Here is a 24,397-nt window from a genome sequence, read left to right as displayed (position 1 = left end):
GAATACACATTATTCATGTAAACAGCTTAGGCGTATGTCCGGCATGGACCGGACATACATGGAGACAGATCAGGAAATGCCGTAGCTCATCAGGCGCTCGTAACGACGCGTCAACAACTCTTCGCTGGAGAATTTCTTGAGCATGTCAAGCTGATCTACCAGAGCTTCACGAATGGAAGCAGACATTACAGCGGGATCACGATGGGCACCGCCCAGTGGCTCATCGATAACGGTATCTACAATACCCAGCCCCTTTAAACGCTCCGCAGTAATGCCCATGGCTTCAGCCGCATCAGGCGCCTTCTCGGCAGTTTTCCAGAGAATCGAGGCGCAGCCTTCAGGCGAAATCACAGAGTAAGTCGAATGTTGAAGCATGTTCAGCTGGTCGCACACGCCAATTGCCAGGGCGCCACCAGAACCACCCTCGCCGATCACGGTTGCGATGATAGGCGTTTTCAAACGCGACATGACACGCAGATTCCAGGCAATCGCCTCGCTTTGTCCACGCTCTTCGGCATCGATCCCCGGATAAGCACCGGGAGTATCGATAAACGTCAGAATCGGCATCTTGAAACGCTCGGCCATTTCCATCAGACGGCAGGCTTTACGGTAACCTTCCGGGCGAGGCATACCAAAATTACGACGTACCTTTTCACGTACCTCACGCCCCTTCTGATGACCGATGACCATGACGGGTTGATCATCCAGACGAGCGATACCGCCAACAATGGCTGGATCATCAGCGAAATGACGGTCGCCATGAAGCTCTTCGAAATCAACGAAAAGATGGCTGATATAGTCCAGCGTGTAGGGCCGCAAGGGGTGACGCGCCAGACGAGCCACCTGCCAGCTGCTCAGACTACCGAAAATACTTTTGGTCAGTGCCTGGCTCTTTTCCTGCAGCCGGGCAATCTCGTCACTGATGTTCAGCGAATTGTCATTACCAACCAAGCGAAGCTCTTCAATCTTGGCCTGGAGGTCAGCGATCGGCTGTTCGAAATCGAGATAGTTCGGGTTCATGAGTATCCGTCTTGCAATCTTGAGCCAGCGGCCGGGTCGCCTACCTTAAAAGATCAGGCGGATCAGGTCGAGGCCGGCAGATCAATTATCGAGATCTGCCGCCTCAACCCTTGAGGCCATTGGCATGGTTTGGTCGAATGAGCGGCACTCGCGCCGCTCGGATCAACGGTAGTTCAGGAAGACGTTTTCTCTTCCAAACTGGTCACGTAGTGCCTGTATCAGGCCATCACCAGGATCGATTCTCCACTGCTCGCCAAATTGCAGCAGGGCCCTGGCATCCTGGCTTCGATAATCCAGCGTAACCGGGCAAGCGCCCCGATGCTTGGTACAGAGGTCGGCCAACCACCGAAGACGGTCGCCTTTCAATGCATCGCTTGCAACCGAGATGCGCAGACTTTCAGCCAATGCGGTGCGAGCCTCTTCCAGGCCCAGCACGCGCTTGGCGCGCAGTCTCAAGCCGCCCGAGAAATCATCCTGGCTGACTTCGCCCTCAACAATGACCAAGGCGTCAGTCTGCAACAAGGACTGAGCAGCATGAAATGCTTCGGCAAACAGCGAAGCCTCAATCCGGCCCGAGCGATCATCCAGTGTAACAAACCCCATCTTATCGCCGCGCTTGTTTTTCATCACACGCAGATTAACGATAAGGCCGGCAACCGTCTGGGTTTCACGAGAGGGCTTGAGGTCCACAATGCGCTGGCGAGCCAGTCGCCGTACTTCACCCTCATACTCATCGATCGGATGCCCCGTCAGGTACAGGCCGAGGGTTTCCTTTTCCCCCCGTAGACGCTCCTTGAGCGTCAGCGCTCGTGCCTTGTAATGATTAACGTAGACATCGGCTTCCGGCTCGGCAAACACACCCCCGAATAAATCCATATGCCCGCTGTTATTGCTCCGTGCCGTTTGCTCGGCTGCCGCAATCGCCTCTTCCATTGCGGCCAACAGCACTGAGCGATTCTGATCGATAGTCGCCTGGTAGGCCTTGAGCTCGTCATGATAATGCGGCCCCAGGCGATCCAGCGCTCCCGAGCGAATAAGCGCTTCAAGGGTACGTTTGTTGATGCGCTTGAGATCGACACGGTCGCAGAAATCGAACAGATCCTTGAAAGGCCCCTCCTGGCGCGCTTCTACAATCGCCTCTACCGGACCCTCACCAACCCCCTTGATAGCACCAAGACCGTAAACGATGCGTCCACCTTCATTTACAGTGAACTTGAAGTCAGAGATGTTCACATCCGGCGCATCGATCCGCAGTTTCATATGGCGGCATTCCTCAATGAGGATTACCACCTTATCGGTGTTGTGCATATCCGCTGACAACACCGCAGCCATGAACGGCGCAGGGAAATGCGCCTTCAGCCAGGCAGTTTGATAGGACACCAGACCATAGGCAGCCGAGTGGGACTTGTTGAAGCCATAACCCGCAAATTTTTCTACCAGATCAAAGATGTTACCGGCAAGCTCAGCATCGATGCCATTATTGGCACAACCTTCAATAAAGCCGCCCCGCTGCTTGGCCATTTCCTCCGGCTTTTTCTTACCCATGGCGCGACGCAGCATGTCGGCCTGACCCAGGGTATAGCCCCCCATGACCTGGGCAATCTGCATAACCTGCTCTTGATACAGGATGATGCCATAGGTGGGAGCCAGGACAGGCTTGAGCCCTTCATACTGATAATCGGGGTGGGGATAGGCCAGCTCGGCACGGCCGTGCTTTCGGTTGATGAAGTCATCTACCATGCCTGACTGCAGCGGCCCCGGACGGAACAAGGCCACCAATGCAATCAGGTCTTCCAGGCAGTCGGGCTTGAGCTTTTTGATCAGCTCTTTCATGCCGCGGGATTCCAGCTGGAACACGGCCGTCGTCTCCGCCTTCTGCAAGAGATCGTAGGTTTTCTTGTCATCCAGCGGGATAAAGTCGATGTTAACCGGATCGAGCCCTTTTGCAGCATGCTCTCGATTGATCGTTTCCATTGCCCATTTAATGATGGTCAATGTTCGCAAACCCAGGAAGTCGAACTTCACCAGGCCCGCCTGCTCTACATCGTCCTTATCGAACTGGGTAACCAGTCCGTTACCGTCCTCATCGCAAGAAACGGGAGAGAAGTCTGTCAGTTTGGTAGGTGCGATTACCACACCACCCGCATGCTTACCGGTTCCCCGAGTGATACCCTCCAGTTTGAGCGCCATGTCCCAGATTTCCTGGGCCTCTTCGTCGACCTTGAGGAAGTCACGAAGCATCTCCTCCTGCTCATAGGCTTTCTGAAGCGTCATGCCTACTTCGAAGGGGATCATCTTGGACAATCTGTCGGCCAGACCGTAAGACTTACCCTGCACACGGGCAACGTCACGAACCACCGCCTTTGCGGCCATGGTGCCAAAGGTGATGATCTGACTGACCGCGTTACGCCCATAGGCGCCTGCAACATAATCAATTACGCGGTCACGACCGTCCATGCAGAAATCGACATCGAAGTCAGGCATGGAAATACGTTCAGGGTTAAGGAAGCGCTCGAACAGCAGATCATAGGCTAGTGGATCCAGATCCGTAATTTTCAGCACATACGCTACCAGCGAGCCAGCACCCGACCCACGACCCGGCCCCACCGGGACGCCATTGTTCTTCGCCCACTGAATGAAGTCCATTACGATGAGGAAGTAGCCAGGAAACCCCATCTGAATGATGATATTCAGCTCGAAGTTCAAGCGATCCACATAGACTTGCCGCTTGGCCTCGTAATCCGGCGTTTCCTTAGGCAGGAGTACCGCTAGGCGCTCTTCCAATCCGTCAAACGATACCTTTCGCAGGTAATCGTCAATGGTCATGCCTTCGGGAATGGGGAAATTAGGCAAGAAATATTTGCCAAGCTGCACTTCAATGTTGCAGCGCTTGGCGATTTCGACCGTATTTTCTAAGGCCTCTGGCAGATCACTAAAAAGCTCCCACATCTCCTCAGGAGACTTGAGGTACTGTTGATCGCTATAGGTACGAGGACGCAACGGATCATCGAGTACCCGCCCCTCGCCAATGCAGACCCTCGTTTCATGGGCCTCGAAATCGTCCTGCTTGATAAAACGAACATCGTTGGTTGCTACAAGCGGTACGTTGCAACGATCCGCCAAGGCAACCGCGGCGTGAAGATGTTCTTCATCATTGACGCGCTGGGTACGCTGCACCTCCAGGTAAAAACGATCACTAAAGACGTCCAGCCATTCACCTAACAACCGCTCGGCGCGTACGTTATCACCGGCCAGCAAGGCCAGCCCCACCTCACCCTCTTTAGAGCCGGAAAGCGCAATCAAGCCGTCGGCAGCCGCCTTGACCCACTCACGTTGGACAATGATCTGGCCTTCGTGCTGTCCTTCCTGATAACCGCGCGAAACCAGCTCAGTCAGGTTTCTATAGCCTTGTTTATTCATGACCAGCAAGGTCAGGCGGGTAAGCGGCCCCTCCTCATCAGGATTGGCCAGCCACAGGTCGGAGCCACAGATGGGCTTGATACCGGCACCCATAGCAGCCTTGTAAAACTTTACCAGCGAGCACAAATTATTCTGGTCTGTCACAGCTACAGCAGGCATGCCTGCCCCCGCTACCGACTTGACCAAGGGCTTTACCCTGACCAGACCATCAACCAGCGAATATTCAGTATGCAAACGCAAGTGAACAAAGGATACGGTCATGGAAACCCCGACAATCATGCAAAAACGAACCGGAATTGTACTAACCGGGAGGACAAGCTAGAAGCTTGATAGGAATGAGCAGATATGCATGCTCAGGCAAATGAATGCGCCAACACTGTTCAGCCTAGAAAATACAGGCGTCGCCGTCCGTCGGTTCGTTTTTTCTTAATCTTCGATTAGAGCGCCATAGCCCCTGAAACTTGCCTCACGCTGACTTCCAACGCAGCAAAAGCATCCCGCACGGGCGCGAATGAGCGTCGATGTATAGGCGTAGGGCCAAGCCGTTTAAGTGCATCAAGATGCTCAGCTGTGGGATACCCCTTGTGACCTGCCAAGCCATATCCTGGATAAAGCAGATCCATTTCTGCCATTTCCCGATCTCGAGAGACCTTAGCCAATATAGACGCTGCTGCGATAGCAGGCACCTGACTGTCACCCTTGATCACCGCAGTACTTGGAACCGACAGTACCGGGCAGCGATTACCATCGATCAAGGCCAGCTTGGGTAAAACAGCCAGTCCTTCAACCGCTCGCTTCATTGCCAGCATGGTTGCATGAAGAATATTGATCTCATCAATTTCATGAACATCGGCGCGAGCGATACAGCATGCCAATGCCTTTTCATGAATTTCTTCAAACAACGCCTCGCGGCGCGCCTTGGTAAGCTTTTTAGAGTCGTTGAGCCCATGGATAGGACGTGCTGGGTCCAGGATCACAGCAGCGGTAACGACAGGCCCACATAAGGGACCTCGTCCTACTTCATCGACACCTGCGACCAATTCCTGCACCAATGTGAAATCCAAACCCAATTGCATCAATCAACCCCAATAAGCGTCAGTACTGCATCTGCGGCTTGTCGTGACGCGTCCTGACGTAATGCGTGATGAATAGCTTCAAATCCTTCTGTTTGCATAGAGGGATCATCCAAAAGAGGCAATATCGCGTTTACCAATCTTTCTGCCGTGGCATCGTCCTGAATCAACTCGGGAACAAGAGGCTTGCCTGCCAGCAAGTTCGGTAAAGAGATATAAGGACTCCTTACCATCCGTTTCAAGATGCAGTACGTCAATGGAGCCACCTTATAGGCGACCACCATTGGACGTTTAAAAAGCATTGCTTCCAATGTGGCCGTTCCTGAAGCAATAAGCACAGCATTACAGCTGGCCAGCACTTCATGTGACTGCCCCTGAGTCAACATCACACGAACAGAGCGGCCTTCAAGTAAAGACTCTATCTGCTTACGCCGATGCTCATTGGCACAAGGCAATACAAATTGAATATCAGGCCTTAACGCACTCAACCGTTCTGCGGCATCGAAAAAAAGAGCACCCAGCCGTGAAACTTCACCACCACGACTTCCTGGGAGCAAAGCAACGACTGGCCCATCTGGCGGCAAGCCCAAAGCTTTGCGGGCAAGCGTGCGATCAGGATCAAGCGGAATGGTATCGGCCAGCGGGTGCCCAACGAAACGCACGGGAACCTGCTTTTCCTCATAGAAGCGGGCTTCAAAAGGAAACAACGTCAACATGAGATCGCAGGCCTCACGAATCTTAAGAACACGCTTTTGCCGCCATGCCCAGACAGAGGGACTGACATAATGAACAGTCGGTATCCCTGCGGCACGAAGCTGCTGCTCCATTTCAAGTACGAAATCTGGCGCATCAATGCCAATAAAGACATCGGGGCGGGCCTGTATGAGTGTCTGGATAAGCTCTTTTCGACGCCGCAAAAGCTCTCGAAGCCGGCCTAGCACCTCTACCAGCCCCATGACGGAGAGTCGCTCCATGGGAAAGGCCGAGCTCATGCCCTCTGCCTCCATGCGCGGACCGCCAACACCGATGAACTCGACAGCCGAATGCCGTGCTTTAAGCGCTCTCATAAGGCCTGAGCCCAAAATATCCCCAGAAGCCTCACCGGCAACGAGAGCGATTCGCAAGGGTCGATTCAAGGCAGACATACCCAGCTCTTTAATAGCGCCAATATAAACTGAAGGCCGCATCTGCGGCCTTGAAAGGATTAACGTGTTATGCCGCGTGTGGAGCTGACTATAGAGTCCCTGAAGACTGCAACTTCGGGAAACTCAAGAGCAACCTGCTCCAATTCCTTCAATGCTTCGTCAACCGTCAAACCTTGGCGGTAGACAACCTTGTAAGCACGACGGAGGGCATGAATCGCTTCACTGGAAAAACCACGGCGGCGCAAGCCTTCAAAATTCATGCTGCGCGCTTCGGCCGGGTTGCCAAAGACCGTTACGTAGGCAGGCACATCCTTACCGATGGCAGTGCCCATACCTGAAAAGCTGTGTGCACCGATACGGCAGAATTGATGTACCAGTGTGTAACCGGACAAAATTGCCCAATCATCCACATGGACATGCCCTGCCAACGCCGTGTTATTGACCAGAATGCAGTTATTGCCTATCACACTGTCATGCCCGATGTGGACATATGCCATCAGCAGGTTATGGTCACCTATAGTGGTTTCGCTACGGTCCTGAACGGTCCCCCGATGGATCGTGACACCCTCGCGAATGACATTATGGTCACCAATAACAAGGCGCGTAGGTTCACCCTTGTACTTGAGGTCTGGGGTGTCCTCTCCAATCGTAGAAAACTGGTAGATGCGGTTGTGCTTACCGATGACCGTTGGTCCATGCAGTATAACGTGCGGGCCTATGACCGTGCCCTCACCCACTTCAACATCGGCGCCTACGATGGACCAAGGCCCAACCTTGACGTCGTCAGCCAGTTTGGCGCCTGGCTCAATGATCGCCCTAGGGTCGATCAAACTCATAGTTTGCGTTCCGCACAGATAATTTCAGCAGAGCATACCGCTTTCTCGTCAACTGTTGCCTGGCATTCGAACTTCCAAATGCCGCGCTTGCAACTAATGAAACGAGCTTCCAGCTGCAACTGATCGCCCGGCAAAACAGGCTGACGAAAGCGCATGTTATCCGAGCCGACAAAGTAATACAGGGTTCCCTCTGCCGGAGAAGAATTCATCATCTTGAAACCAAGAATCCCTGCCGCTTGCGCCATTGCTTCGATAATCAAAACACCCGGCATAATGGGATGCTGAGGGAAATGACCATTAAAAAAGGGTTCGTTGATGCTGACATTTTTGTAGGCACGAATACGCTTGCCTTCAATGTCCAGCTCCACTACCCGGTCCACCAACAGGAACGGGTAGCGGTGAGGCAAGTATTCGCGAATCTCGTTAATGTCCATCATATCTGGAGAGGCCTGTTCAAAAAAAAGGAAACGCCCGATGCGTTACTCTGCATCAGAAGCAGCGTCATCCTGTAAGGTCACGGCAGCTACTGTTTTTTCGAGAAGCTGCAGACGCCGAGCCATATCATCCAGGTGACGGATACGAGCCGCACTTTTTCTCCATTCGGCAGCAGGCTGCATTGCCGTGCCGGAAGAATAAGCGCCTGGCTCGGTAATCGAGCGGGTAACCATGGTCATGCCAGTAACGAAAACGTTATCGCAGACCTCAATATGTCCAACCATGCCGACACCGCCGGCAATCGTGCAATGGCGTCCGATCTTGGTACTGCCCGAGATCCCTACGCAAGCCGCCATCGCTGTGTGCTCACCAATTTGTACGTTGTGAGCAATCATTATCTGGTTGTCGAGCTTAACGCCATTACTGATGATCGTGTCGGCCAGCGCGCCTCGATCGATAGTAGTATTGGCGCCAATCTCGACATCATCGCCAATACTGACACCACCCAGCTGAGCAATTTTTTTCCATTGCCCCTGATGGTTCGCAAAACCAAATCCCTCGCCGCCGATAACGGCGCCAGACTGGATAACCACTCGCTTCCCAACTCGAACGTCGTGATACAGCGTAACTCGCGGTGCAAGCCATCCGTTTTCGCCGATCTGACTACGAGCACCGACGAAGCAATGCGCTCCAATGACAACACCTGCACCTATCGATACACCTGACTCGATAACTGCATACGCACCGACACTTGCCGTAGGGTCTACAAAAGCATCCTCAGCGACCAGGGCGGAAGGATGAATACCAGCTTTCGGCAGAGGTTTTCGATCAAACAGATGGGAAAGCTGCGCATAGGCAAGGTAAGGATTGGCGATTACCAGGCAATTGCCTGAAAATCCTTCCACCTCAGTCGGGTGCAGGATCACAGCACCTGCTTTTGTGTCAGCCAAGTATTTCTTGTACTGGGCATTGGCAAGGAAACTCAATTGCTCGGGCTGGGCATCCTGCAATGTCGCAAGACCAGAAATGAGAAGCTCCGGGTTTCCCCGGAGCTCAGCTCCAAGGCGCTCTGCCAGCTGCCTTAGAGTGTAAGTGGTAGAGGTCATCATTAGCGGTTCTGGTTCATCCGCTCGATAACATCACGTGTAATATCATATTGAGGCTTGGCATCAACCACAGCGCCACGCTCGATGACGATGTCGTAGTTGCCCTTCTTCAATACTTCTTCCACCGCTTTATCCAGCTTCGGTTTGAGCTGCTTCAACATATCGCGATCAGCTGCGGCCTTGGCTTCGTTCAGCTCTTTCGACTGAAACTGGAAGTCGCGTGCTTTTTGTTTGAAATCCGACTCAAGACGGTCACGCTCAGAATCTTTCATTTTATCGCCCCCGGCAGCAAGGCGACTTTGAATATTCTTTGCATCACTTTCCAACGCCTTCAGCTTATTGAGCTGCGGACCGAACTTTTTCTCAGCGTCTACAGCGTATTTTTTTGCCGCATCCGACTCCAGGAGTGCCATTTGATAATTGAGCACCGCAATCTTCATCTCGGCAAAAGCCGGGGTGGCAACAACAGCGGCGGCGATCAAGGCGAAACGGAAGAACTTACGCACAATGCACTCCTGCGTTTAAACGCGATATAGAGTTGGATCAATTAGAACGTCTGGCCCAGCGAGAATTGGAATACCTGCGTATCGGCATTATCAGGCTTCTTGACGGGCATACCCAGACTGAAGCTTAACGGACCCAACGCAGTTACCCAAGTCAAGCCAACACCCACAGAGCTTGCCATATTGGAAAAGCTGACCTTGTTACAGCTGGCACTATCCTTGTCGACCAAGCGGCACTTGGTGTCGAAAACACTACCTACATCCCAGAACAGCACTGTTCGCAACTGACGCTGATCTTTCACGAAAGGCAAGGGGAACAGATATTCGGCCCCGCCTGTGATCAACACATTACCGCCAAATGGTTCAGGATCTTGATCGGTATCTGTTTCTTGACCTTGAGCCTTATATCTTCCAGAAGCAGGAGTACTCCTCGGACCAAGGCTGCTATCTTCAAAACCACGAACTGAATTAAAACCACCAGCATAGTAATTTTCATAAAATGGCAAGCCGCTGGTTGAACCATAACCATCGCCATATCCCAGCTCGGTATGGAAGCGAAGTGCAGTATTCTGCGTTAACCCAGCAAAAATCTGACCACGATAGTCAACTTTGTAATAGCTCAGATCGCTTCCCGGAATTGTTGTTTCCAGAGAAAGACTTTGCGAGTGCCCTCGAGTAGCCAGCACGCCTTTATTTAGGGTTGACTCTGACCAGCCGATCGAAGCTTTAAAGTTAGTGAAACTATCCCCTTCCTGTTCAATGAATTTATAAACTTCGTCGACAGTATAGTTATTGGGGTCAAGCTCATCACGCTGAACGCCAAGCCCAAAGTTCAGTCGAGACGTTTCACTGATCGGATAGCCAAAATTTACCCCAAAGCCGAGGCTATTGATGGAGTAACTGGAAATATCAACATCCAGATCATCATAATTGGTTGAGCGATAGAAGGCGTTATAGCCAAGGCTCACACCGTCATCGGTCCAGTAAGGATCAGTAAAGCTGAAATTGTAGCGAGTCTGATACTGACTTCTCGTCAAGCCTACGCTTACTCTATTACCAGTACCCAAGAAGTTGCTCTGGCTGATAGATCCACCCAGGATCAAACCCGCACTTTGAGCAAAGCCAACACTTGCGGTAATAGAACCAGACGGTTGTTCTTCCACAGAGTAATTCACGTCGACCTGATCGTCAGTGCCAGGAACCGGCGGCGTCTCGACATTGACTTCCTTGAAATAGCCCAGACGTTCCAAACGGGTTTTGGACTGATCAATCAGGTAAGTAGAGGCCCAGCCACCTTCCATCTGGCGCATTTCGCGGCGGAGGACTTCATCTTCCGTCTTGGTATTGCCACGGAAATTGATACGATTTACATAGGCACGCTTGCCGGGATCGACTACAAAGGTCAACGAAACCGTATGGTCATCATCATGTGGTTCCGGTACACCGTTCACATTAGCGAACGTATAGCCTTCATTCCCGAGGCGGCGGGTGATCAGATCTGAGGTGCCAGTCATCACCTTTCGAGAGAACACCTGTCCGGGCTGTACCAACATCAGCCTGCGAATTTCTTCTTCCGGCACTTTCAGGTCACCTGAAAGTTTTACATCCCGAACGGTGTATTTTTCACCTTCGTTGACGTTGACCGTAATATAGACGTGTTTCTTATCAGGCGTAATCGATACCTGAGTCGAGGTGATATCCATATTGATATAACCACGATCAAGGTAATAGGAGCGCAAGCGCTCAAGATCGCCAGAAAGTTTTTCACGGGAATATTTGTCGTCGTTTTTGAAGAAAGAAAGCAGATGGCTTTTCTTCAATTCGAACAGATCAATTAGATCCTGCTCTGGAAACACATGATTTCCGACAATATTGACCTGAGAGATCGTTGCCACTTCACCTTCGTTGATTTTGATTTTCAACTGAACGCGGTTACGTGGCTGCGGAATGACCTCGGTTTCGATATTGGCAGAATAGCGACCTTGAGCAACATACTGACGAAGCAGCTCATTGCGCACACCTTCCAGCGTTGCCTGCTGGAAAATTTCACCTTCAGCCAAACCCGATTGTTGAAGACCTTTTTTAAGGTCGTCTTCTGAGATCGCCTTGTTGCCCTCAATAGTGATGCTTGAAATCGAGGGGCGCTCAACTACGCTCACAACCAGGACGTTACCGTCACGCCCTAATTGAATATCTTGGAAAAAACCCGTACGGAACAGGGAGCGAGTCGCATCGGAAAGGCGACGATCATCTACAGCATCGCCTACGTTAAGAGGTAATGCACCGAAAACGCTTCCGGCAGAAACCCTCTGCAAACCGTTTACACGAATATCGGAGATGGTGAAGGACTCGGCGTGAACCTCGCCGATCATCAGCGCGGCTATTACCGCAGGTAGCAGCAAGCGTTTCATGAGTCCCTTTTTTATTCCAACTGACAAATAAATAGCCTACCGCTTATACGGCAGACTAAGCGTTCAGCGGCGAGTTACAGACGCCCAAGGTCATTGACCAGAGCCAGTAACATGACACCAACAATTAGGCTTATACCAATCTGCATACCCCACGCCTGAATGCGCTCGGATACAGGTTTCCCTCTTGCCCACTCGACGAAGTAGAACAACAAATGTCCACCGTCCAGTACCGGCACAGGAAGCAGGTTTAAAACCCCAAGGCTTATGCTCAGGTAGGCCAGGAAGTTTAAGAAGTCACTGACACCTGACTGGGCAGAAGCGCCCGCCACTTTAGCAATGGTTATCGGCCCACTCAAGTTTTTTACCGAGAGTTCCCCAAGCAACATTTTCTTAAGCGAGTCGAGCGTCAGCAAACTCATGGTCCAAGTGCGCAAAAGTCCCTGACCTACGGCCTCCAGCGGGCCATAGCTGACTTCCCGAAGCATTTCAGAGGGCCATTCCACGCCCTTGACACCAGCGCCCAAGTAGCCAGAGGCACTTTTTGCATCACCTTTGCTAGAAAGCATAACTGGGACAGAGCGCTCAATTCCGGAACGATTAAGCACTAGGTTTACTGTTTGATTCGGGTGGGCACGAACATAATCGACCACCTCTTGCCAGTCGTTAACCGATGAACCCTCAACCGAAACAATACGATCACCAGACTGAATACCTGCTCTGGAGGCAGGCCCCTCAGGATCTAGTTCAGCCACAACAGGTGGCAGTGCCGGACGCCATGGATGTATGCCGAGAGATCCAATAGGGTCCGGGCTATCAGAGTCCTTGAGCCAACCATCAAGCCGAATGGAATGTACTTCTTGCTGACTGTTACCAGACTCGCGAGTTTCCACGACCAACGTACCCGTTTCACCGAGACGGCGAACCAGCTTGAGGTTGACCTCACCCCATCCGGAAACGGCCTTCCCATCAACCGAGACGATTTCATCGTTTGCCTGCAAGCCTGCTTGCGCAGCAAGACTACCTTCATCGACTTTTCCGACGACAGGCTTGACCTGCTGAGTTCCAAGCATGGCCAGAGCCCAAAAGAACACGATAGCCAATAAGAAATTGGCCACCGGACCCGCCGCTACGATAGCGATACGCTGATATACAGACTTACGATTGAACGTCTGGTCGATCTGGTCAGCAGAAACCTCCCCTTCTCGCTCGTCCAGCATTTTTACATAACCGCCAAGCGGTATTGCTGCTACTACGAACTCAGTTCCCTGCCTGTCATGCCAACGAAATAGCGCCTTACCAAATCCAACAGAGAAACGCAGGACCTTGACACCACATCGACGAGCAACCCAAAAGTGCCCAAACTCATGGAAAGTAACCAACACCCCTAATGCAATCAGGGTTCCAAGAATCATATACAGTGCACTCATGGCGTTCCTCCGCGCTTAGCGCCTGTGGCGCTCAAGCCAGACATTGGCTGAGTCCCTGGCATGGCGATCCGCTTGCATGACACATTCAAGATCGGTTACGGCAGAGATTGTTTCCTGCTGGAGCACAGCCTCGATGATCTGCGGTATCTCATCAAAGCGTGCCCTGCCGTTTAGAAAGGCATCTACTGCCACTTCGTTCGCAGCGTTCAATGTGGCAGGCGCGGTACCACCTGCGCTAATAGCTTCTCTCGCCAATCTGAGGCAAGGAAAGCGCTGCTCATCAGGCTTTTGAAAATCAAGGCGTGCTACTGCAAACAGGTCAAGAGGGCTAACCCCGGATTCTATTCGCTCAGGCCATGCCAATGCATGAGCAATTGGCGTACGCATATCGGGATTGCCCAACTGCGCAAGAACCGAACCGTCAATGTAGTCCACTAACGAATGGATAACACTTTGAGGATGAACAACAACTTCAACCTGATCAGGCCTTGCATTGAACAACCAGCAGGCCTCAATGAACTCCAACCCCTTGTTCATCATGGTGGCAGAGTCTACTGAAATTTTACGTCCCATCGACCAGTTAGGATGCGCGCACGCCTGATCAGGCGTAACGTCACGCAATACCTCCAATGAGGTTTCACGGAAAGGCCCGCCTGAAGCCGTCAGCAAAATTCGCCGCACCCCTTTTGCCACCAGTCCCTCTTCATAGCCTACTGGCAGGCATTGAAAAATGGCATTGTGCTCACTATCAATTGGTAACAGCTTTGCGTTGTACGTTTTGACAGCCTGCATAAACAGGGAGCCGCTCATGACAAGCGCCTCTTTATTGGCAAGGAGAACCTTTTTTCCTGCCTCGACGGCTGCAAGGGTAGGCTTAAGACCTGCCGCGCCAACGATAGCAGCCATAACAGCATCAACATCAGGATGAGCTGATACTTCACTTAGCCCTGCCTCACCGACCAGCACTTGCGTCGAGAGTCCAGCCGCCTTGATTCTATGTTCCAGCGCTTCGGCCTGCGCGCTGCCCGGCACTACAGCAAACCTCGGCTCATGAGTGATACAAAGCGCTCCGAGCTCATCGAGCCTGGTATAGCCAGTTAACGCAAATGCTCTGTAACGATCAGGATGACGTGCAATGACATCTAAAGTACTAAGACCTATCGATCCGGTAGCACCCAGTACAGTAATGTTTTGAGGACTAGTCACATAACACCCCAGCCCGACCACCAGAGAAGTGCTGCGTAAAGAGGTACTGCAGCGGTCAGACTATCAATACGATCCATGATGCCGCCATGCCCAGGTAGAAGCTGGCTACTGTCCTTAAGCCCTACCTGTCGCTTGAACATGCTCTCCGTAAGATCACCTACAACCGAAATAACGACCACCAGCGAAGCACCGATCAGAGCCTTAATCAAAGTATTGGCATCCCATCCGCGATAGAGACCTACACCCAATGTCAGCACAAGACTGGCTATTAGGCCGCCAATCATGCCCTCCCAGCTTTTACCTGGACTTACCTTGGGAGCAAGCTTGCGCTTGCCAAATGCTTTGCCGGAAAAATAAGCACCAATGTCAGCCACCCATACCAGCAGCATGACACCAAGAATAAGCCAATTATTGAGAGGCCACTGCTTCAGCAGGATCAACCCCTGCCAGGCAGGAACCAAGATAGCCACACCAATCAAAAGGCGTCGCCAAGTTGACTTCCAGTAATGAGCGCTTTCTGGATAGGTCATTACGAGCACGGCAGCAAAAATCCACCAAGCCACTGCCATCGGCAGGATAGCCAACGCCAGCTGAGGCATCTGCCAGCAGAGCAGAAGAAGGAAAGCAATTACAGCTGCATAACCTACACGAGCCGCCTGAGAGACGAGCCCGGAAAGCCGAGCCCACTCCCAAGCACCCAGGGAAACCACCGCTCCGATAAAGGCAGCGAATATCCCACCTTCTAGCAAAAAGAAGCCCCCAATCGCTATGGGCAGCAACACCAGAGCGGTAAGGACCCTTTGCTTTAGCATGATGCTCTCACTTCTGCTTCAATCTGTTCACTGGTCTTTCCAAAGCGTCTTTGCCGCGTCGCATAATCCGCCAACGCCTTACGCATAGCCTCATGTTTGAAGTCAGGCCAGAACAAGTCGGAAAAATATAGCTCCGCATAAGCCAATTGCCAGAGCAGGAAATTGCTGATGCGATGCTCTCCACCCGTACGGATACATAGATCAGGTAAAGGCATGCCTGCGGTGGTCAAGCAGTTCTGAAGTAACTCAGGCGTTATCCGCTCAGGCTCAAGCGTACCCTCCTTGACTGCCTGCGCCAGCCGCTGAGCCGCCTGGGCGATGTCCCACTGACCACCATAATTGGCAGCCACCTGGAGTACCAGTCTTGTATGACCAGCAGTCAAGGCTTCTGCCTGCTCCATCTCACGCTGCAGTTCAGGATGAAACCTGGAACGATCTCCAATGATGCGAAGACGTATGCCGTTCTGATCGAGCTTTTTGGCTTCCCGTCGAAGCGCTGATAGAAACAGCTCCATCAATGCACTGACTTCATCAGTCGGGCGCCGCCAGTTTTCACTGGAAAACGCAAACAACGTGAGCACTTCGACACCGGCGTCCGCACAGACTTCTATAGCCGCACGAACAGCGTCGACACCAGCTCTATGTCCTGCCACTCCAGGCAGTAACCGCCGGCGAGCCCAGCGGTTATTACCATCCATGATAATGGCGACATGACGCGGTACTACAGAACTAGGGTCGCTATTGCCCATCTTGCATCCCTGCCGTCAAACGGCCATCAAATCAGTTTCCTTAGCCTCCAAGGCCTTATCGACCTCAGCGACATATTTATCAGTCAATTTCTGGATCTCATCCTGCGCACGACGCTCTTCGTCTTCGCTGATTTCCTTTTCCTTGAGGAGATCCTTCAACTGAGCCAGCGCATCACGGCGAATATTCCGCACGGAAACACGAGCCTGTTCAGCCTCCTGGCGCGCCTGCTTAGTGAAACCCTTTCGAGTTTCCTCAGTTAGAGCCGGCATCGGGACGCGAATGGTAGTCCCGGCTGTCGCTGGGTTCAGTCCCAGATCCGAAGTCATGATGGCTTTTTCAACAGCCTGAATCATGCTTTTATCAAAAACAGTCAGCGCCAACGTGCGGGAATCTTCCACTGTCACGTTGGCCACCTGGCGCAGCGGCGTGTCGCTACCGTAATAGGACACCATAACGCTATCAAGAATGCTTGGATGAGCGCGTCCAGTACGGATCTTGGCGAAAGCGTGACCAAGCGCTTCAATGGTCTTGGTCATTCGGCTTTGAGCGTCTTGCTTTATTTCATTGATCATACTGTGCCCTCTTCGATCAAAGTACCTTCTCCGCCGCCTACAACAATATTCAGCAAGGCGCCGGATTTATTCATATTGAACACCCGAAGCGGCATCTTATGATCACGACACAGACAGATTGCTGTCAGGTCCATCACGCCCAGCTTACGGTCGAGCACTTCGTCATACGTCAAGCGATCGAACCTTTCCGCATTCGGGTCCTTGAAAGGATCTGCAGTGTACACGCCATCGACCTTAGTTGCTTTAAGCACCAGATCAGCCTCAACTTCGATAGCACGCAAGCAGGCAGCCGAATCAGTGGTAAAGAATGGGTTACCCGTACCGGCCGAGAAAATAACCACCTCGCCGTTCTGCAACTGACGCATAGCCTTACGACGATCATACTGATCGGTCACACCCACCATAGAGATGGCTGACATAACAGTTGCCGGGATATTGGAGCGCTCCAGGGAATCACGCATAGCCAGCGCATTCATAACGGTAGCCAGCATACCCATATGGTCACCCGTAACACGGTCCATACCTGCGGCTGACAACGCAGCCCCACGGAACAGGTTACCACCACCAATCACCAGCCCGACCTGAACACCAATACCAACAAGCTGACCGATTTCCAAGGACATACGATCAAGCACTTTTGGGTCAATCCCGAAGTCTTCGGATCCCATTAGGGCTTCGCCGCTGAGTTTAAGCAGAATACGTTTGTAACGGGGTTGGCGACCACTCATCTGCTGAGCCATTCAGTCTCTCCTGCGACGATTTGAAATAATAAAAAACAAATCATTTTCCCATTACCGAGCCGGAACGTCAGCGTTGACGCATCGATAGTGGGATCGTTACCAAATAAAAAAGAAAACCCATACCTTCGCTACTTGAAAAAAGAGGCCGCACGCGGTGGCGGGCAGCCTCTTTTTCAGCATCGATAGCGTCTTACTGCTTGCTGGCTGCGACCTGAGCGGCCACCTCAGCTGCGAAGTCCACTTCGGCTTTCTCGATACCTTCACCTACTTCGTAACGGACGAAGGAAACGATTTCAGCGCCAGCCTTCTTAGCCAGATCGCCAACCTTGACTTCCGGATCCTTTACAAAAGGCTGCTCAACCAGGCTTGCCTCAGCCAAGAATTTGTTGATACGGCCTTTGACCATGTTTTCAACAATATTTTCCGGCTTGCCAGCAATCTTGTCTGCGTTCAGTGCCAGGAAGATTTCTTTTTCCTTGGCAATAGCTTCTTCAGAAACCTGGGAAGGATTCAGGAACTGAGGGTTGCTTGCAGCAATGTGCATCGCGATATCACGAGCCAGCTCAGGCGTACCACCGTTCAGAGCAACAACAACACCGATGCGGTGGCCGTGCAGGTAGGCACCTATCACATCACCTTCTACACGAGTCAGGCGACGAATAGTGACGTTTTCGCCTGTCTTGGAAACCAGCGCCAGACGCGCCTCTTCCTGGGACTCTACCAGCGGAGCAGCATCAGTCAGCTTCTGATCGAACGCCTTATTCAAGCTATCTGCAACGAAAGCCTTGAAGTCATCCTGCAGAGCCAGGAAGTCAGTCTGGGAGTTGACTTCGATGATCAGAGCAGCCTTGTTGTCGTCGGAAACCTTGACAGCAATCGCACCTTCAGCAGCGATGTTACCAGCCTTCTTGGCCGCCTTGATGGCGCCAGCTGCACGCATATCATCGATGGCTTTCTCGATGTCGCCGCCGGCAGCGGTCAACGCCTTCTTGCAATCCATCATGCCAAGGCCGGTACGCTCACGCAGTTCTTTGACCAGGGCCGCAGTAATCTCTGCCATGCTCGAATCCTCTTGAATCAGTGTCTAAACCAATGCCCTAGGGCAGTAATTCTCTGAGTGGCAAAAAGGGGGCCTAGCCCCCTTCCTGCTCACTGAATGCCAAGTCTTTACGACAGGGTCAATCAGCCTTCAGCAGCTTCGCTCGCTGCTTCTTGAACGAACTCTTCAGGTGTTGCACCTGCGTTCTGCTTACCACGCAGTACGGCATCAGCCGTGGCGCTCAGGTACAGCTGGACAGCGCGGAAGGCGTCATCGTTACCCGGGATGATGTAATCAACGCCTTCCGGGCTGCTGTTGGTATCAACAACACCGATAACCGGGATACCAAGCTTGTTCGCTTCGGTGATCGCGATGCGCTCGTGATCAACGTCGATAACGAACAGAGCGTCCGGCAGGCCGCCCATCTCCTTGATACCACCCAAGCTGCGCTCGAGCTTCTCGAGATCGCGAGTGCGCATCAGCGCTTCTTTCTTGGTCAGCTTGCCGAAGGTGCCGTCTTCAGCCTGAACTTCAAGCTCACGCAGACGCTTGATGGACTGACGAATAGTCTTATAGTTCGTCAGCATACCGCCCAACCAGCGGTGATCCACGAAAGGCATACCACAACGAGCAGCTTCTTCGCGAACGATCTTGCCAGCGGAACGCTTGGTACCAACGAACAGGATTTTGTTCTTGCCAGAAGCCAGGCGCTCAACAAAGCTCAGCGCTTCGTTGAACATCGGCAAAGTCTTTTCGAGGTTGATGATGTGAATCTTGTTACGCGCGCCGAAAATGTACTTACCCATTTTCGGGTTCCAGTAACGGGTCTGGTGGCCGAAGTGCACACCGGCCTTCAGCATGTCGCGCATGTTGACTTGGGACATTGATATTTCCTCAATAAGTCGGGTTGGGCCTCCACGCATCCCAATGGCCAACTCCTTGCAGAGCACCCAGGCCATCGTGCCGATACGTGTGTGGGGTTTAGGGCGTTTTAGGGCTATTGCCCGAAAAGCGCCGCGCTTTATACCACAGAAGTCAGCTGAATTAAACCATGGCAGACTACTACGATTGGGATGGTGACGAAGGACAGGTTTGTTAGAATCCTGTCCAACCCTCTTATTTTAGTTCATATGCAGGCTGCCTGCGCAGCGCTTAGAGATTCTAATGACCGTTATTATCAAGACCCCTGAAGACATCGAGAAAATGCGTATCGCCGGCCAACTGGCGGCTGATGTACTGGAAATGCTGGATGAGCATGTTAAGCCGGGCGTTACGACCGAAGAGCTGAATAAGCTTTGCCACGACTATATCGTCAATGTGCAACAGGCTATTCCGGCGCCACTCAATTACAAGGGCTACCCCAAGTCCATTTGTACTTCGCTTAATCATGTCGTCTGTCATGGCATCCCCAACGACAAGCCACTCAAGAAAGGCGACATCCTTAACGTGGATATCACAGTTATCAAAGACGGCTACCACGGCGATACCAGCAAGATGTATTGCGTCGGCGAAGTGGCCGAGTGGGCAAAGCGACTCTGTGAGGTAACTCAAGAGTGCCTATATAAAGGTATTTCGGTTGTTCGTCCCGGCGCCCGGCTGGGTGATATTGGCGAAATCATTCAGAAGCACGCTGAAAAACAGGGTTTTTCCGTGGTGCGCGAGTATTGTGGTCATGGTATCGGCAAGGGCTTTCATGAGGAGCCGCAGGTTGTTCATTATGGGCGTGCTGGAACAGGCCTTGAACTCAAGGAAGGCATGATCTTCACCATTGAGCCGATGATCAACCAGGGCCGCGCTGAAACCAAGCTGCTTGGTGACGGTTGGACGGCCATCACCAAGGACCGCAAGCTGTCTGCTCAGTGGGAACACACCGTACTGGTTACCGCCGATGGCTATGAAATTCTGACACTGCGCAAAGACGAAACCATTTCCCGCACCCCCGCATGAGGTAATACGGGTATGCCCCAGGTAGATCCCGAACTGTTCGACCGCGGACAGTTCCAGGCTGAACTCGCATTAAAGACCAGCCCCATCGCCGCGTTCAAAAAGGCGATCCGCAAGGCAAATGAGGTATTGGACGAGCGATTTTCAGCCGGGCGCAGTACGCGTCGCCTGGTTGAGGATCGAGCCTGGTTCGTTGACCAGATACTGTGCGAAGCCTGGCAACGACTGAACTGGGGTAATGCACAGATTGCCTTGCTCGCCGTAGGGGGGTATGGCCGCGGCGAGCTGCATCCGCAATCGGACATCGATTTACTCATTTTATTGGGCTCAGAAGATCAGGAAGCGCATCGGGAAGCCATTGAGGGCTTCCTGACGTTGCTGTGGGATATCGGCCTTGCTGTCGGACAGAGTGTGCGCTCAGTCCAAGAGTGCGCGGATGAGGCCAGGGCCGACCTGACCGTCATCACCAATCTGATGGAGTGCCGTACCATTGCCGGCCCGGAAGCCCTTCGTCTGAGGATGCTGGATGTAACCAGCCCCAAGCGAATGTGGCCCAGCCGTGATTTCTTTCTGGCAAAGCGGGATGAGCAGAAAGCCCGGCATGCCAAGTACAACGACACGGAATACAACCTTGAGCCCAACGTCAAAGGCTCACCGGGTGGATTACGTGATATCCAGGCACTCTTGTGGGTTGCACGCCGCCATTTCGGGACGCTGAACCTGCATGCGCTGGTTGGCCAGGGTTTTCTGACTGAAAGCGAATGTTCGCTGCTGGCTTCCAGTCAGGAGTTCCTGTGGAAGGTGCGTTACGCCCTGCATATGCTGGCAGGCCGACCTGAGGATCGCCTCCTGTTTGATCATCAGCGCCGCATCGCCGGCCTCCTGGGTTATGAAGACAGCGATGCGAAGCTGGCCGTTGAGCGCTTCATGCAGAAGTATTATCGCGTGGTCATGGACATTGCCCAGCTCAACGATGTTGTCATGCAGCACTTTGAGGAAGCCATCCTGCGGGATGACGAAAGCGAGCCAACGCAGCCTCTTAACAGCCGCTTCCAGTTACGGGACGGCTATATTGAGGTTACGCATCCGGAGGTATTCAAGCGCACCCCCTTTGCACTGCTGGAAATTTTCGTGCTGATGGCTCAGCACCCGGAAATCAAGGGTGTTTCTGCGGGTACGATCCGGTTGCTTCGCGACCACCGTCATCTAATCAATGACGAATTCCGACATGACATCCGCAACACCAGCTTATTTATCGAGTTGTTCAAGAGCCGCGAAGGCATTCATCGCAACCTTCGCCGCATGAACCGCTACGGTATTCTTGGCCTGTACTTGCCGGAGTTCGGCCAAATCATCGGTCAGATGCAGCATGACCTGTTCCATATCTATACGGTCGATGCGCATACACTCAATCTGATCAAGCATCTGCGCAAACTGAACCGACCGGAGATGACGGAAAAGTATCCTCTGGCCACGCGGGTGATGAACAAGCTGCCTAAACCGGAGTTGATCTATATTGCCGGTCTTTACCATGACATTGGCAAGGGCCGAGGCGGTGATCATTCGGAGCTGGGCGCCGTAGATGCCGAAGCGTTCTGCCGCCGCCATCAGCTACCCGAATGGGACAGCAACCTAATCTGTTGGCTGGTACGCAATCACTTGGCGATGTCGACAACAGCGCAGCGCAAGGATTTGTCTGACCCCCTGGTGATTCATGACTTTGCACAGACGGTAGGCGACCAGGTCCATCTGGATTACCTCTATGCGCTCACTGTGGCAGATATCAACGCGACCAACCCCAACCTCTGGAACTCCTGGCGCGCCAGCCTCCTGCGGCAGCTGTATACCGAGACCAAGCGTGCCTTGCGCCGCGGACTTGAGAATCCGGTAGAACGTGAAGAGCAAATTCGCCAGACACAGAGTTCAGCCATCGATATCCTGGTGCGTAATGGCATCGATCAGGATGATGCCGAACACCTGTGGGGACAGCTCGGTGACGACTATTTCCTGCGTCACACTGCCAGCGATGTAGCGTGGCACACCGAAGCTATTTTGAGTCATCCCAATGATGGTAATCCGCTGATCCTGATCAAGGAGACTACTCAACGCGAGTTTGAAGGCGGCACCCAGATCTTCATTTATGCGCAGGACCAGCACGACTTCTTTGCTGTGACTGTGGCGGCAATGGACCAGCTGAACCTGAGCATCCAGGACGCGCGTATTATTACGTCCACCAGCCAGTTTACCCTGGATACCTATGTTGTACTCGACGCGGACGGAGGTTCTATCGGCAATAATCCGGCCCGTATCCAGCAGATCAGAAGCGGCTTGATCCAGGCCCTGAAGACACCTGAAGAGTACCCCAACATCATCAACCGACGTGTTCCTCGTCAGCTCAAGCATTTTGCGTTCGCGCCACACGTGAATATCTATACGGATGCTCAGCGCGCCGTGAGCCTGATTGAGCTGACCGCCCCTGATCGCCCGGGCCTGTTGGCTCGCGTGGGCGGTATATTCCTGGATTTCGACCTGTCGGTTCAGAATGCCAAAATCGCCACGTTGGGCGAGCGTGTTGAAGACGTCTTTTATGTTACGGATGCTCAAGGGCAGCCCCTATCGGATCCGAAGCTGTGCGAGCAACTTCAACAAGCGCTGATCAAAAACCTAAGCGGGGCCAATGGCTCAGAAACGCCGTTGCTACGCATCAGTATCTAATGGACAACTCAGCCTAAGGCCAGGCTGCACTCGCGAGACCTGTATATGAACGATGCCTTGAACCTGCTCCAGCCCTACCCTTTCGAAAAACTGCGCGCGCTGCTGGCAGGTGTCCAGCCACCGGCAGATAAAAAGGCCATCGCGTTATCAATCGGCGAACCTAAACACCCCTCCCCAGCGTTTGTCGCAAAAGCGCTGACCGAGCACCTTGACCAATTGGCGGTCTATCCAACAACAGCCGGACTGCCTGCTTTGCGTGAAGCGATTGTGACGTGGTGCGAGCAGCGTTTTCGTGTACCGACCGGCTGGATGGATGCGGCTCAGCATGCCTTACCGGTAACCGGCACGCGCGAAGCGCTTTTCTCCTTTACACAGGCGGTGGTGAATCGCCAGGAAGGCGCGCTGGTAGTAAGCCCCAACCCTTTCTATCAGATCTATGAAGGCGCCACGCTGCTGGCTGGTGCGCTGCCGCACTACCTGCCCTGCCTGCCCGAGAAAGGTTTTAATCCTGACTTCGATGCCGTTCCAGCCGAAATATGGGATCGCTGCCAGTTGCTGTTCCTGTGCTCTCCTGGCAATCCAACCGGAGCATTGTTGCCTGTCGAGACCTTGAAGCGTTTGATCGAGCTGGCCGACCAGCATGACTTCGTGATTGCAGCAGATGAGTGCTATAGCGAGTTGTATTTCGATGAAAACAACCCACCTGCTGGCCTTTTGACAGCCTGCGCGGAGCTGGGTCGTAAGGACTTCAGCCGTTGCGTGGTCTTTCACAGCCTGTCCAAGCGCTCGAATCTACCTGGTTTGCGCTCAGGCTTCGTTGCAGGGGACGCTGAGATTCTCAAACGCTTCCTGCTGTATCGGACCTACCACGGCTGCGCCATGCCGATCCAGGTACAGCGCGCCAGCATTGCCGCATGGAGCGATGAGATCCACGTACGCGAGAACCGCGTGCTTTACCGGGAAAAATTCGACGCTGTGCTGGCAATACTAAAAGATGTATTGGATGTCGAGCGCCCGGACGGCGGTTTTTACCTCTGGGCTAAGACACCGTTAGATGACGAGTCCTTCGCCCGTGAGCTATACGCAAAGGAACATGTTACCGTTGTGCCAGGCTCCTACCTTTCCCGGACGGTGGACGGTGTGAATCCTGGTGCCAATCGGGTTCGCATGGCCTTGGTAGCACCTCTGAACGAGTGCATCGAAGCCGCCGAGCGTATCCGCGCATTCTGCAGCCGCTGACGCC

General features: G+C 52.9%; 20 protein-coding genes. 3 read left to right on the top strand and 17 right to left on the bottom strand.

What is annotated here, in order from left to right:
- Positions 1 to 69 precede the first annotated feature (69 nt).
- From JQR90_RS05335 to rpsB, 17 genes are all read right to left on the bottom strand, one after another.
- Positions 70 to 1,020: an acetyl-CoA carboxylase carboxyltransferase subunit alpha gene (locus JQR90_RS05335; protein ID WP_019364447.1), complete on the bottom strand. Its 951-nt coding sequence runs from the start codon at positions 1,018 to 1,020 to the stop codon at positions 70 to 72.
- Between the two features lie 162 nt (positions 1,021 to 1,182).
- Entirely contained in the window at positions 1,183 to 4,701 is a 3,519-nt protein-coding gene (gene dnaE, locus JQR90_RS05330; RefSeq protein ID WP_037030045.1) for a DNA polymerase III subunit alpha, read from the bottom strand.
- 176 nt (positions 4,702 to 4,877) lie between these two features.
- A complete protein-coding gene (gene rnhB, locus JQR90_RS05325; protein ID WP_010797391.1) occupies positions 4,878 to 5,516 on the bottom strand; it encodes a ribonuclease HII in 639 nt (212 codons plus the stop codon).
- Complete coding sequence (gene lpxB / locus JQR90_RS05320) at positions 5,516 to 6,658, bottom strand: lipid-A-disaccharide synthase (RefSeq protein WP_037030043.1); 1,143 nt, start codon at positions 6,656 to 6,658, stop codon at positions 5,516 to 5,518. The genes rnhB and lpxB overlap by 1 nt, the downstream gene beginning before the upstream one ends.
- Positions 6,659 to 6,717: 59 nt before the next feature.
- Positions 6,718 to 7,494 (bottom strand): acyl-ACP--UDP-N-acetylglucosamine O-acyltransferase, encoded by a 777-nt coding sequence (gene lpxA, locus JQR90_RS05315; protein ID WP_010797389.1) that lies wholly within the window; start codon positions 7,492 to 7,494, stop codon positions 6,718 to 6,720.
- A complete protein-coding gene (fabZ, locus tag JQR90_RS05310) occupies positions 7,491 to 7,931 on the bottom strand; it encodes a 3-hydroxyacyl-ACP dehydratase FabZ (protein WP_010797388.1) in 441 nt (146 codons plus the stop codon). Before fabZ ends, lpxA begins: the two co-directional genes overlap by 4 nt.
- 42 nt (positions 7,932 to 7,973) lie before the next feature.
- The gene (lpxD, locus tag JQR90_RS05305; RefSeq protein ID WP_010797387.1) at positions 7,974 to 9,038 is read right to left on the bottom strand and encodes a UDP-3-O-(3-hydroxymyristoyl)glucosamine N-acyltransferase; all 1,065 of its coding nucleotides are present in this window, start codon (positions 9,036 to 9,038) and stop codon (positions 7,974 to 7,976) included.
- The gene (locus JQR90_RS05300) at positions 9,038 to 9,541 is read right to left on the bottom strand and encodes an OmpH family outer membrane protein (RefSeq protein ID WP_010797386.1); all 504 of its coding nucleotides are present in this window, start codon (positions 9,539 to 9,541) and stop codon (positions 9,038 to 9,040) included. Before JQR90_RS05300 ends, lpxD begins: the two co-directional genes overlap by 1 nt.
- A 41-nt stretch (positions 9,542 to 9,582) precedes the next feature.
- Positions 9,583 to 11,949, bottom strand: coding sequence for an outer membrane protein assembly factor BamA (gene bamA / locus JQR90_RS05295; RefSeq protein ID WP_073449506.1), 2,367 nt, complete (start codon positions 11,947 to 11,949; stop codon positions 9,583 to 9,585).
- 74 nt (positions 11,950 to 12,023) lie between these two features.
- Positions 12,024 to 13,376, bottom strand: a complete 1,353-nt coding sequence (rseP, locus tag JQR90_RS05290) for a sigma E protease regulator RseP (RefSeq protein ID WP_010797384.1) — start codon at positions 13,374 to 13,376, stop codon at positions 12,024 to 12,026.
- 15 nt (positions 13,377 to 13,391) lie between these two features.
- Complete coding sequence (ispC, locus tag JQR90_RS05285; protein ID WP_010797383.1) at positions 13,392 to 14,582, bottom strand: 1-deoxy-D-xylulose-5-phosphate reductoisomerase; 1,191 nt, start codon at positions 14,580 to 14,582, stop codon at positions 13,392 to 13,394.
- The gene (locus tag JQR90_RS05280) at positions 14,579 to 15,394 is read right to left on the bottom strand and encodes a phosphatidate cytidylyltransferase (protein ID WP_010797382.1); all 816 of its coding nucleotides are present in this window, start codon (positions 15,392 to 15,394) and stop codon (positions 14,579 to 14,581) included. Before JQR90_RS05280 ends, ispC begins: the two co-directional genes overlap by 4 nt.
- Positions 15,388 to 16,143, bottom strand: coding sequence for a polyprenyl diphosphate synthase (gene uppS / locus JQR90_RS05275; protein ID WP_010797381.1), 756 nt, complete (start codon positions 16,141 to 16,143; stop codon positions 15,388 to 15,390). Before uppS ends, JQR90_RS05280 begins: the two co-directional genes overlap by 7 nt.
- A gap of 15 nt (positions 16,144 to 16,158) precedes the next feature.
- The gene (gene frr / locus JQR90_RS05270; RefSeq protein ID WP_010797380.1) at positions 16,159 to 16,716 is read right to left on the bottom strand and encodes a ribosome recycling factor; all 558 of its coding nucleotides are present in this window, start codon (positions 16,714 to 16,716) and stop codon (positions 16,159 to 16,161) included.
- On the bottom strand, positions 16,713 to 17,456 hold the full coding sequence (gene pyrH, locus JQR90_RS05265) for a UMP kinase (RefSeq protein ID WP_010797379.1): 744 nt from the start codon (positions 17,454 to 17,456) through the stop codon (positions 16,713 to 16,715). The genes frr and pyrH overlap by 4 nt, the downstream gene beginning before the upstream one ends.
- 190 nt (positions 17,457 to 17,646) lie before the next feature.
- The gene (gene tsf / locus JQR90_RS05260; RefSeq protein ID WP_010797378.1) at positions 17,647 to 18,516 is read right to left on the bottom strand and encodes a translation elongation factor Ts; all 870 of its coding nucleotides are present in this window, start codon (positions 18,514 to 18,516) and stop codon (positions 17,647 to 17,649) included.
- 122 nt (positions 18,517 to 18,638) lie between these two features.
- On the bottom strand, positions 18,639 to 19,379 hold the full coding sequence (gene rpsB / locus JQR90_RS05255) for a 30S ribosomal protein S2 (RefSeq protein WP_010797377.1): 741 nt from the start codon (positions 19,377 to 19,379) through the stop codon (positions 18,639 to 18,641).
- A gap of 280 nt (positions 19,380 to 19,659) precedes the next feature.
- Here rpsB and map point away from each other — a divergent pair, with 280 nt between their 5' ends.
- From map to dapC, 3 genes are read left to right on the top strand one after another with little or no spacing between them, the layout of a single operon-like run.
- Positions 19,660 to 20,442: a type I methionyl aminopeptidase gene (map, locus tag JQR90_RS05250; protein WP_010797376.1), complete on the top strand. Its 783-nt coding sequence runs from the start codon at positions 19,660 to 19,662 to the stop codon at positions 20,440 to 20,442.
- A gap of 12 nt (positions 20,443 to 20,454) precedes the next feature.
- Positions 20,455 to 23,154 (top strand): [protein-PII] uridylyltransferase, encoded by a 2,700-nt coding sequence (locus JQR90_RS05245; protein WP_019364434.1) that lies wholly within the window; start codon positions 20,455 to 20,457, stop codon positions 23,152 to 23,154.
- Between the two features lie 45 nt (positions 23,155 to 23,199).
- A complete protein-coding gene (gene dapC, locus JQR90_RS05240; protein ID WP_434140594.1) occupies positions 23,200 to 24,393 on the top strand; it encodes a succinyldiaminopimelate transaminase in 1,194 nt (397 codons plus the stop codon).
- The last annotated feature ends 4 nt before the right edge of the window (positions 24,394 to 24,397 follow it).

Origin of the sequence: Pseudomonas sp. JZ114, from assembly GCF_051027705.1 — a bacterium.
In the GTDB taxonomy this organism is placed as follows: domain Bacteria; phylum Pseudomonadota; class Gammaproteobacteria; order Pseudomonadales; family Pseudomonadaceae; genus Chryseomonas; species Chryseomonas luteola.
This window is presented reverse-complemented; position numbering and strand designations above follow the sequence as displayed.